This window comes from Acidobacteriota bacterium (assembly GCA_012517875.1).
Classification (GTDB): Bacteria; Acidobacteriota; JAAYUB01; order JAAYUB01; family JAAYUB01; genus JAAYUB01.
Genome location: JAAYUB010000123.1, coordinates 1 through 11,111, shown reverse-complemented (window position 1 = coordinate 11,111; position 11,111 = coordinate 1). Strand labels below are relative to the sequence as shown.

General features: G+C 64.8%; 9 protein-coding genes. 1 reads left to right on the top strand and 8 read right to left on the bottom strand.

The window, feature by feature from the left end:
* Window positions 1–1,018, top strand: a 1,018-nt coding sequence (locus tag GX414_13200; protein ID NLI48056.1) for a GAF domain-containing protein, incomplete at its 5' end; no start/stop codon positions are given.
* Window positions 1,019–1,302: 284 nt separating this feature from the next.
* On the opposite strand, the gene GX414_13195 is transcribed toward GX414_13200, so the two are convergent.
* The 8 genes from GX414_13195 to GX414_13160 form a co-directional block, all read right to left on the bottom strand.
* Window positions 1,303–2,553 carry a KamA family radical SAM protein gene (locus GX414_13195; protein NLI48055.1) on the bottom strand — a complete coding sequence of 417 codons (1,251 nt, stop codon included), beginning with the start codon at window positions 2,551–2,553 and terminating at the stop codon, window positions 1,303–1,305.
* Window positions 2,554–2,946: 393 nt separating this feature from the next.
* Window positions 2,947–4,386 carry a sigma-54-dependent Fis family transcriptional regulator gene (locus GX414_13190; GenBank protein NLI48054.1) on the bottom strand — a complete coding sequence of 480 codons (1,440 nt, stop codon included), beginning with the start codon at window positions 4,384–4,386 and terminating at the stop codon, window positions 2,947–2,949.
* Window positions 4,387–4,692: 306 nt separating this feature from the next.
* Window positions 4,693–6,288 carry a M28 family peptidase gene (locus GX414_13185; protein ID NLI48053.1) on the bottom strand — a complete coding sequence of 532 codons (1,596 nt, stop codon included), beginning with the start codon at window positions 6,286–6,288 and terminating at the stop codon, window positions 4,693–4,695.
* 112 nt (window positions 6,289–6,400) lie between these two features.
* Complete coding sequence (locus GX414_13180) at window positions 6,401–7,372, bottom strand: site-specific DNA-methyltransferase (GenBank protein ID NLI48052.1); 972 nt, start codon at window positions 7,370–7,372, stop codon at window positions 6,401–6,403.
* A gap of 48 nt (window positions 7,373–7,420) precedes the next feature.
* The gene (locus GX414_13175; protein NLI48051.1) at window positions 7,421–8,344 is read right to left on the bottom strand and encodes a serine/threonine-protein phosphatase; all 924 of its coding nucleotides are present in this window, start codon (window positions 8,342–8,344) and stop codon (window positions 7,421–7,423) included.
* Between the two features lie 31 nt (window positions 8,345–8,375).
* Complete coding sequence (locus GX414_13170) at window positions 8,376–9,608, bottom strand: 2-oxo acid dehydrogenase subunit E2 (protein NLI48050.1); 1,233 nt, start codon at window positions 9,606–9,608, stop codon at window positions 8,376–8,378.
* A 49-nt stretch (window positions 9,609–9,657) separates the two neighbouring features.
* Window positions 9,658–10,641 (bottom strand): pyruvate dehydrogenase complex E1 component subunit beta, encoded by a 984-nt coding sequence (locus tag GX414_13165; protein NLI48049.1) that lies wholly within the window; start codon window positions 10,639–10,641, stop codon window positions 9,658–9,660.
* Window positions 10,642–10,654: 13 nt separating this feature from the next.
* On the bottom strand, window positions 10,655–11,111 hold a 457-nt coding region (locus GX414_13160; GenBank protein ID NLI48048.1), incomplete at its 5' end, for a pyruvate dehydrogenase (acetyl-transferring) E1 component subunit alpha.

Here is an 11,111-nt window from a genome sequence, read left to right as displayed (position 1 = left end):
GGATGAGACGAACGAGCTCGTGCCCTACGTGATCAAGCTGCGCCATCCGTCCGCGTCGCGATCGGAAAAAGACATCAGTTTCTCCCGGACCATCGTCAGCAAGGTGTTCTCCGAGGGAGTGGCGATCCTCACCGCCAACGCGATGCGGGACAGCCGCTTCGGCGCCCAGGAAAGCATCATGATGCAGCAGATCCGCTCCTGCATGTGCGTGCCGCTCTGGGACGAACAGAAGATCATCGGCATCATCTACGTGGACTGCCTTTTCTTCGAAAATTTCTTCCAGGAACGGGACCTGGATCTGCTCTCCACCATCGCCATCATCTCGGCCATCGCCATCGACCAGTACCGGCTCAACCAGGAGATTGACCGGCAGAAGCGGATCCGCGAGCGCCTCGAGCGCTACCACTCGCCGTCGGTGGTCAACCGGATCATCCACTCGGGCGGCGATGTCATGATGAAGACCGAGGAGCGCGAAATCACCGTGCTGTTCTCCGACCTGGTGGGCTTCACCTCCATGGCCGAAAAGCTGGAGCCGTCCGAGGTGGCCCGCATCCTTAACTGCTTTTTCACCGCCGTGACCGAGGTGATCTTCCAGAACGAGGGCACGCTGGACAAGTACATCGGCGACGCTGTCATGGCCGTGTTCGGCGTCCCCTTCGCCCAGTCGGACCATGCCGAGCGCGCCGTGAAGACGGCCATCGAGATGTATCGAGCGCTGGACGACATCAACGCGTCCGGCTTGCTGCCGGCGCCCCTGCGGATGCGCATCGCCGTAAACAGCGGCCGGGTGGTCGCCGGCGACATCGGTTCGGAAAAGCGCGTGGACTACACCGTCCTCGGCAGCACGGTCAACATCGCCTCGCGCATCGAGTCGTCGGTGGCGCAGGCGGACGAGATCGTGATCGGTGACATGACGAAACAGTTGATCGGCGACAAGTTCCCCACTGAGGACATGGGCACCGTCGCCCTGCGCGGCCTGAGCGTCCCCCTGACGGTCCACCGCGTCATCAGAAAGTGATCCGCCCCAGGATCACGAACCGTCAACAGTGGACATGGAAAGTATTTCAGCCGGACAGCCGGACAGCCGGACAGCCGGACATCCGATCATCCGGCCCCCGTTCCCTACTCCCGGCTCCCTGGTCACTTCCCCTCTCCCCTCGATCTTGCTCATCTCTGTATTAGCTTGTCTCTGAGCAATCCGCCTTTCCACCGTTCACTGTTCACTGTTCACCACAAACGACAAGCGGCGGACCGGAGTCCGCCGCTTGAACGACCAACCATTCGGTTCCGAATTCCGTGACGCTATTGCTCCGTCGCCGGCGCGTTCGCCGGGTCGGGGTAACGGAAGAGCTTGTCCTCGAAGTTTCGGAGCACCAGATCGTCGCCGTCCCGGCCCTCGACGTAATCCGGCAGCAGGGGAATTTTCCCGCCGCCGCCGGGGGCGTCGATCACGTAGGTGGGCACCGCGTAGCCGGTCGTGTGTCCGCGCAAGCCGCGGATGATCTCCAGCCCTTTGGCCACCGGCGTCCGAAAGTGCCGCGAGCCCTGGATCGGGTCGCACTGGTACAGGTAGTAGGGCCGCACCCGCGCTTTCAGCAGGCCGTGCACCAGGCGCTTCATGGTGTCCACGCTGTCGTTGATGCCAGCCAGCAGCACCGTCTGGCTGCCGAGGGGGATGCCCGCATCCGCCAGGCGCTCGCAGGCCTGGACGGCTTCAGGCGTCAGCTCGTCGGGGTGGGTGCAGTGGATGCTGATGAACAGCGGGTGGTGCTGGCGCAGCATGCGCACCAGGCTGGGCGTGATGCGATGGGGGAGCACCACCGGTACCTTGGTGCCGATGCGCACGAATTCCACATGCGGGATCTGCCGCAACCGGGTGAGCAACCAGTTGAGCTGCTCATTGGACAGGGTCAGCGGATCGCCGCCTGACAGCAGGACATCGCGGATGACCGGATTGGCGGCGATATAATCGATCGCTTTCTGCCAGCGCGTCCTGGAGCACCCCGCGCCATGGCTGCTGTGCCCCACCATGCGGGAGCGGGTGCAGTAGCGGCAGAACGCGGCACAGAAGCCGGTGGTCAGAAACAGCACGCGGTCGGGATAGCGATGGACCAGGCCGGGGACGGGGCTGTCGTGATCCTCGCCCAGCGGGTCGGCCGCTTCGCCCGGCGAAACGCTGAACTCGTCGCTGACCGGGATGACACTCCGCCGGATCGGCTGACGCGCGTCCATGGGATCCAGCAGGCTGGCGTAATACGGGGTGATCCGCAGCGGCAGCGAACCGTTCAGGCTGAGAATCGCATCCCGCTCCTCCGGAGACAAGGCCACGATCCGTTCCAGCTGGGCCATCGTCCGGATGCTGTGTCGCACCTGCCAGTGCCAGTCGCTCCATTCGTCGGGTGTCGCCTCGGGAAAATGGCGCTCCATGAACGCCAACGACCGCTCGCTGGGCGCGATGGCATAGCCCCGGCCTCTCGATCGCAGGGTTTTTTTGGCGACGACCGGGGGCCGCGTCAAGCGGAATGGGATGACATGCGGGGCGTGAGCATCCATGAAATCGGCTTCGGCGTGGCCGATCTCCGTACTGGGAGGTTCCTCTTCCTCACTGATCCAAATGTCGCGTTTCATCTATCTCCTTCGCAGCTGATCAGAACTGTCCGTTCAAGTTGCTGATCTTAAATATTCGGCTTTAAAACATCTCTAAAACAGCACAAAATCGGCCGAATAACGGCTCATTTATATAATAGCAAATACCGTGCCAATTATTTAAATAATTGATTATATTGACTATATTTATAATTGGTCAAAAATAGCGGTCCCCTGACTTCATGTTTTGACCCTTATAAAGCCTATACTTAGACATTGTCAAGTAGCTATCATATTGTATATAAACTAGTTATACGACTACATCGGAACTCTTAATACCGATAAATACAGTATCGGAACTCAGGATTCCTTTTTCGTTTTTGCGGTGGGAATGTATTTGAAGTCTTCTTTGCGGATGCCGTAGCGAGCCATCAGTTTATGCAGCTGCCGCACGCTGATGCCCGTCGCCTTGGCCGTTGCGGCGATCTTGCCGCGATGGAGCGTCAGCATCTCTTTCAGGTAGCGCCGCTCCACGCTTTCCACGGTGCGGTGGCGGATTTCGGCCAAGGTCAGCGAGGTGTCCATCTCGATGCGCGTGCCGGATTCCCCCGAAGCGAACAGCTCGCTGGGGAAGCTCTCCGGCGTCAGCATGGATGAAGTCTCCAGGATGTACGCCCGCTCGACGAGGTTTTCCAACTCACGGATGTTGCCCGGCCACGTGTAGCGTGTGAACGCCTCCATAACCAGGGGGTGGATGCCCACGATATCCTTCAGGTGGTGGCGATTCAGCCGGTCGAGAAACACTTCGGTCAGAACCGGGATATCCTCGAGGCGGGCGCGGAGCGGCGGCAGTTCGATGGGAAAAACATTGAGACGATAGTACAGGTCCCGCCGGAAGCTGCCGTCGTCGCACATCTTGCCCAGATCCTCGTTCGTGGCGGCGAGGATGCGGACGTCCACCTCGATGACGTCCTCGCCGCCCACCCGCTGGAAGGTCCGGTCCTGGAGAATCTGCAGGAGCTTGATCTGCATCGACGGGCTGATGGTGGATATCTCATCCAGGAAGATGGTGCCCCCCTGGGAGATCTCGAACTTGCCGAGCTTGCGGCGGATGGCGCCGGTGAACGCGCCCTTCTCGTGACCGAACAGCTCGCTCTCCAGCAGGGTGTCGGGAATCGCGCCGCAGTGGATGGCGATGAACTGATTGTCGCGCCGGGTGCTGTGCTGGTGGATCAGCTTGGCCACAACCCCCTTCCCCGTTCCCGTCTCGCCGGTAAGCAGCACGGTGGTCTTGGTGGTCGAGACGGCCCGCACTTTGCCGAAGACCTCCTTCATCACCGGGCTGTTGGTGCGGATCAGCTCCAGCGAGTCCTCCTGCCAGAAGCTGTCCCGCAGGTACTGGAGCTCGTAGTGGATCTTCAGGGCCTCCTGCAGGCTCTCCTTGACGTAGCGGAGTTCGTCGGGGTGAATGGGATAGGTGATGTAGTTGCTGGCGCCCTGCTTCACCGCCATCACCGCGTCGCGGATCATCGCAGGCTGGCTCATGACGATGAGTTCCGACATTGGATACGCCTGCCAGAACGGCTGCAGCACCGCCTTGTAATCGAAGTAGCCGTTCACCGGCCGGCCGTCCCGCAGCAGCAGGAGGTCGATCAGGATGAACTCGTACCGCTTCTTCCGCTGCGCGTCGAGGCAGGCTTCCTTGTTCGGGTGAACTTCCACCTTGTATTCCGCCCGCAGGCACTCGGTGATGGTCCGGCAGGCTTCCGCGTCGTTGGCGATCACCAGGATGGCTTTCATACGGCCCTCGCGCTCCCCCCACTGTCAGCGGTACAGCCGGGAGGCCGGCGCGGCTGCGGCGTAATCAGGCAGGCGGCGTGCGGGGGACGGATGGCCGGAAAACAAGGGCGGCGTCCGGGCAGGCTGAAGGTGTGAGGCGTCGGCACTCATGGTGGTGGCGGAAACGATTCCTTGCGTCCTCCTCGTTCAGCAGGGTTGATTGTACATCACTCCACCGAGCGGCAACAGTAAAAAGTCGTCAGGCGAGTCCGCACGGCGGCCGACATCTGCTGGATCGGTCGCATCGGCGTGCAGGCGGCGCGCGCGTCAGTCGATGCGCTGTTTCCGCGGCGTGATCGGAAACACCTTGACCGGCTTCATGACCGGCGCCTCCTCCGCGCGGTCGAGCGCCTCGATCATCCGCACGGTCACCTGCACCGCCTGCCGCACGCCGTCCAGTTCCCACTCCGGCTGGAACGCGTCCTCGACCGTGTGGTAGCGGAGCCGGAAGTACTCCGCCTGGTGATTCACGCCGGACGGATAGTCGGTGCCGGGCATCAGCATGATGGCCGGAATACCCCGCAGCGCGAACGAGAACTGGTCGGAGCGGAAAAAGAACCCCTGTTCCTCCAGGAAGGAGCGTGTCATGGCCAGCCCTTCCGCCGCCAGCACGTCGCGCAGCAACTCGCCCAGGGTGGAGTGTTCGGCGCCGATGCCGTGGAAATCGCGGGCCGCTTCGCGCACGGGTACCGACTCCAGGTTCAGGTTGGCCACGATGGCGGCGGTGTCGGCGTGGTCGACGTAGTAGCGCGTGCCCAGCAGACCCGCCTCTTCCGCCTGGCAGGCCAGGAATGCGATCGTGTGGCGAAGCGGCTCGCTTCGCTCGGCCAGGCGCTTGGCCACCAGCACCATCGTGGCGACCGCCGAGCCGTTGTCCACCGCGCCGTTGTAGATGCGGTCGCCGGTTTCGGTCCGGGCCATACCGAGATGGTCGATATGCGCACTGACCACGATGCGCCGGCCGGTCCGGCCGGGGATCTCGCCGATGATGTTGCTGGTCTGGAATTGGCGAAAGCTGTTCCGACCGGTGAGGATGAACCGGTTGCGAAGCGGTACCGGCCGGAAGTCCGGGCGCAGCGACCGCTGGCAAAGCGCGTCGAGGTCGAGGCCTTCGCGACTCAGCACCCGCCGCAGCGCCGTCTCGGTGATCCAGCCCCGCAGGCGCAGGTTGTTTTCGAGATCCGCCGGCAGGCAGATTTCCTCGCCGCTCCAGGAGTGGCGCACCACGTCCCAGCCGTATCCGGCTGTCGCGTCGGTGTGGATCAACAGGACGCCGGCGGCGCCGCGCCGGGCCGCCTCCTCGACCTTGTATCGCCACCGGCCGAAATAGGTCATCTGCCGCCCGTTGAACCGAGCGGGTTCAAACAGGCCGGGATCGTTGACGCGGACGAAGAGCAGCTTGCCCCGGACATCCGCATCCTTGAAGTCGTCCCAGTCATAATCGGGCGCGCTGATACCGAAGCCGACAAAGGCTGCCTCGGTGTCGAATTGGAACCGTGCTTCGTCACGCAGGTACGCCAGCATGTAATCGCGGCCTGGTTCCAAGGCGATGTCGCCGCACCGGGCCTCCGTGTCGTGAGTTTGGAATCCCTTCAGCGCGAAGGTCTGGCGGTACCCGGCCCCCTGACCGGGCTGCAGGCCCAGCAACTGGAACAGACTTTCGAGGTACGCCTCCGCCAGCTCGCCCCCGCGCGTGCCGGGCGCCCGGCCTTCCAGCAAATCGGACGCCAAAAACTGCACCACCGCCCGCATCTCGTCGCGCGACAGTTGGCGCTCTGGCGCCGGCTCTCCGGCGCCGGCGAAGCCGGTTAACATCAGGATCACGAGCGTCGCGATCACGGGGACAGGACTTGCGTGTCGCACCAGAAGATCCTCCCACCGGAATTGTCGGAGTCCGCCGGATCGCGACTCCGAATCGTCATCTTATCACGAGGATCGGCCGGGCTCAAACGATACGGGCGGATGTCGGCTACGGCTACTCGATCTCCGGGAACGGACTGCGCCACTGCCAGCCGGTCTTGCCTGACTGGCGGAATCGCTCCAGCCGGCGGATGGTGATCTCGGCGAAGATCGGATCCAGATCGAAGGTGTAGACCTGCCGGCCGGTCAGTTCGCCGGCCAGCAGCGTGGTGCCCGCGTGGGCGAACCCGTCGGCCACCAGGTCGCCGGGCCGACTGCTGGATTCGATGATCCGGCGGATCGCCTTAAGCGGCTTCTGGGCGTAACAACCGGGCACGTTCTCCTCCAGCCGGTAGAACACCTGCTGGATGTCCACCCAGACGTTGCCCGCCCTAAGTGTCGGCGCCAGCCCGCGTTCCAGGTTGTGGGTCCGCCGGCCGCCGATGTCCTTGTAATACCCGCCGAGCGTCTTTGGAACATCCGTGTACACCACCTGGAAGAACGGCCGGCCGCGAACGTAGTGGAGCAGCTCCTGCCGCACCCACATCCAGTTGGTGCGGGTGCCGTAGCCACGCTGGTTGCGCAGCGTGATGAAATTGCGGGGGACGAATCCGGGCTGCTCCCGCATCAGGAGCATGAAGTCGGGCAGCGGCTGATAGCCGTTGCGCCAGTCGGCGCCCAGCCAGACGTACAAATGCGCGTCGTCGGCAGACATGGCGGCCGCCTGCTCCACCCACCGCCGGCTGAACTCGAGGTAGGCGGTCAGCGACCGTTTGCCCAACGCCCCGCTGCGGCGGCCGCCGAGCTCTAAATTATACGGCGGATCGGCGATGACCAAGCGGGCGCGGCCGTCCCCCATGATCCGGGTGACATCGGCGCCGCACGCGGCGTCAAGCACACCGACGCGGTGGCCGCGCTCCGGGTCCTCCCAGACGCCGCCGGGCGCCAGGCGACACAGCGGCCGGATGCGGCGGCGCAGCGCCGCGTCGGTGTCGAGACGCCGCAGGCGTTCGGTCGTTCGCTGGTTGTCGGGCGCTTCATGGGGCATGGCGTTTGCTGCCGGATGATCCGGCGACTCGAGCGGCAGCCGGAGCGGTCACTGGCACTTGATGACGATGAAGCTGACGTCGTCGGCCGGTTGGCCGAACGCCAGCAGGTGCTCGCGCAGCGCGGCGCAGATTTCCGGCGCTTTGAGATGTTTCACCTCGCGGAGCCGCGCCTCCAGGTGCGCCGGGAAATACGATTCACCGGCGGCGTTCTCATGTTCGGACAAGCCGTCGGAGTACAGAAGCAGGATGTCCTGGTGACCCAGCAGGCTGATCTCGTTCACGGTGTACTGGTCCTTGTGCCCCAGCAGACTAGAGTGGCGGCGGACATCCACGTCATCCCGCAGCGGCACGGTGCCGATGGGCGGAAAGCTGACGAGGCGGTCCTCGGAAATCTCGACAAACCGGTCGAACTCGAAGCTGAAGATCTTCGGCGGCGGATGCGCCGCGGAGATGAACCGGAACCGGCCCTGCTCGTTGATCTCCCCGTAAATCATCGTGAGGAACTTGCCCACGGCCGACGACTGGTAAAACCGCTTGTTGATGAACTCGAACAGGCGCACCGTGATGGTGCCGCTGATCTCGAGTTCGTACTGCACCCCCAACAGGAACGCCTGGTGGAGCATCGCCGTGAGGAGCGCATCGGTGATCCGGTGCCCGGCGACGTCGGCGAGCAGGATGCCCGCCTGGCGGTAATTCTCCTCCAGCCGACGCGCCACGCGCCAGCGGCGGGCAGCCTGGGCCCGGCGGATCCGCGCAGCCAGGTCAAACCGTTTTTTGAAATCGATGTAGATGATGTGGTCGCCGCCGATGGCACCCGAGCACGGGATAACCTCGCCGTAGATGTCGATGCCATCCAGAACGGGGAGCTCCCCGGGCAGAGGTTTGAGCTGGGCGGCGATGTCCTGGAAATTTTCCATTTCGTCGAACAGCGCCTGGATCGATTCGGGCGGCAGCTTGGGCGGCGGGCACATGGCAGTCTTCCTCGCGACGGGGTATCGGACGTCAGACCATGAGGCGGATGGGATTCTCCATCAGCCCCTTGAGCTCTTTCAGAAACGCGGCGCCGACGGCGCCGTCGACGACCCGGTGATCGCACGACAGCGTCAGCTTCATCAGCGGGCGGACCACGAGCGCGTCACCCGGACCGGCCACCGGCTGGCGCCGGATCTCACCCACCGCCAGGATGGCCGATCCGGGCGGATTGATGATGGCGGTGAACTCCTCGATGCCGAACGCCCCCAGGTTGCTGATGGAGAACGTGGCGCCGGTGTACTCCTCGGGCGTCAGGCGGCCGGCGCGCGCCCGCCCTACCAACTCCTGCAGCTCCCGGTCGATCGCCAGCAGACCCTTGCCGCCGCAGTCGCGCACCACCGGCGTGATCAAACCGTCGGGTTGGGCGACCGCGAGGCCGATGTCGACCCGCGGGTTGAGGGTGATGGCGTTCTCACCCCAGGTGGCGTTCACCATGGGATGTCGCCGGAGCGCCTCCGCCGCGAAGCGCATCAGAAAGGTGTTGAGCGACAGCTTGTTCCCATCTGGATGCCGCAGCGCCTCGCGGGCCTCCAGGATCAGGGCCATGTCCACGGAGAGCTTCAGGTAGTAGTGCGGTGCGCTGAATTTCGATTCGGCGAGCCGGCGCGCGATCACGCGCCGCTTCTGCGTCACGGGCACCGTCTGGTCGGCCACCGGCGGCGGCGCGGCCGGTGGCACGGCGGCGCCGCCTCCGGCCAGCGCCTGCTCCACATCCCGCTTGATGATCCGGCCGCCCGGACCCGTACCGTTAACGACACGCAGGTCGAGCCCCGAATCGGCAGCCAGCTTGCGCGCCAGAGGCGACGCTTTCACCCGCCCGTCGGACGCCGGGGGCGTCGGCGCGGTCACCGACGGGGTGGCGACGCCGACCGGGGCCAGCGATCCGGCGGACGCATCCGTCGCGGCCGGCACCGGCGTCGCCGCCGGCTGCGGCGACTCGGCCGGCAGTGACTCAATTACCTCACCCGGCCGGCCCACCACTGCGATGGGGTCGCCCACACGGGCCTCGCCGCCCTGGGGGACGAGAATCCGGAGGAGGGCGCCGTCGGCCGTCGACTCATATTCCATGGTGGCCTTGTCGGTCTCCACCTCGCAGATCACCTCGCCGGCGGCCACCGTATCCCCTTCCCGCTTCAGCCAGCGGATGATGGTGCCATGCTCCATGGTGGGGGACAGCGCCAGCATCAGCAGTTTTTCGGCCATGTGGTGCACTCCTATGGTCTCACCGGCCCGGCCTGCCGGCCGGAACCGTTCAGGATTCGCGATACATCACCCGCTTCACCGCCCGGACGATCTTCTCCGCGGACGGCTGGACCGCGAGTTCCAGGCGGTGGTTGTACGGCATGGGGACGTCCTCCGAGGCGACGCACTCCACCGGAGCGTCCAGATCGTCGAAGCAGGTCCGGGACACCAGCCAGGCCAGATGAGAGCCGACGCTGGCCACCGGCCAGGCCTCGTCCACCACGACGCAGCGATGGGTCCGGCGCACCGATTCGCACACCACCGCGTCGTCCAGCGGCCGCAGCGACCGCAGGTCCACCACCTCAGCGTCGATCCCTTCGTCCGCCAGGGCGTCGGCCGCCTCAAGCACGACCCGCATGGGCTTGGAGAAGCTCACGACGGTGACGTCGCGTCCGGAGCGCCGCACCACCCCCTGGCCGAGGGGCACGAGGTACTCCTCGTCGGGCACCTCGCCGGTCCAGGCGTACATCAACTCGGCCTCCAGGAAGATGACGGGGTTGTCGTCCCGGATCGCCGATTTCAGGAGCCCCTTGGCATCGTACGGCGTGGACGGAGCCGCCACCTTCAATCCCGGCACGTGGGCGAAGAAGCTCTGCAGCGCCTGCGAGTGCTGGGCCGCCAGGTACTCGGCCGGGCCGTTGGGCCCGCGGAACACGACGGGCACGGGGAATTGGCCGCCCGACATGTAGAGCATCTTGGCGGCGTTGTTGATCACCTGGTCGATGGCCATCAAGGCGAAATTGAAGGTCATGAACTCGACGACGGGCCGCAGCCCCGTCATGGCCGCCCCCACACCGAGGCCGGCGAACCCTTCTTCGGCGATGGGCGTGTCCACCACCCGCCGGGAGCCGTATTTCTCCCAGAGTCCCTGGCTGACCTTGTAGGCGCCGTTGTATTCGGCCACTTCCTCGCCGATGAGGCAGACGCGGTCGTCACGAGCCATTTCCTCGTCCATGGCCTGGCGGATCGCTTCGCGGATCGTGATGATGGGCATTGCGCGCTCTCCCTTACACCAGCACGTCGTTGAACAAGTCGGACAGCGGCGGCATCGGGCTCTGATCGGCGAACGTGGCCGCCGCCTCGCAAACCGCCTTGCATTCCGCGTCCAGCGCCTCGTAGGCGGCCGGTTCCAGCCAGCCCGCCTGCTCCAGCCGCGCCTTGAGGATCAGGATCGGGTCCTGCTCTTTGTACGCCTGGAGTTCCTCCTTGGTCCGGTACTTGGCCGGGTCGCTCATGGAGTGGCCGCGGTAGCGGTACGTGCGCGCCTCGATGAAGCCGGGCTCGCCGTCGGCGCGGGCGCGGCCGGCGGCTTCCCGGACGGCGTCGTAGACGGCGAGCACGTCCATGCCGTTCACCAGCCGCCCTTCGATGCCGTAGGCGCATCCCATCGCATGCATGTCGTGGACGGCGGACACGCGCCGGAAATCCGTGCCCATGCCGTACTGGTTGTTTTCGCAGATGAAG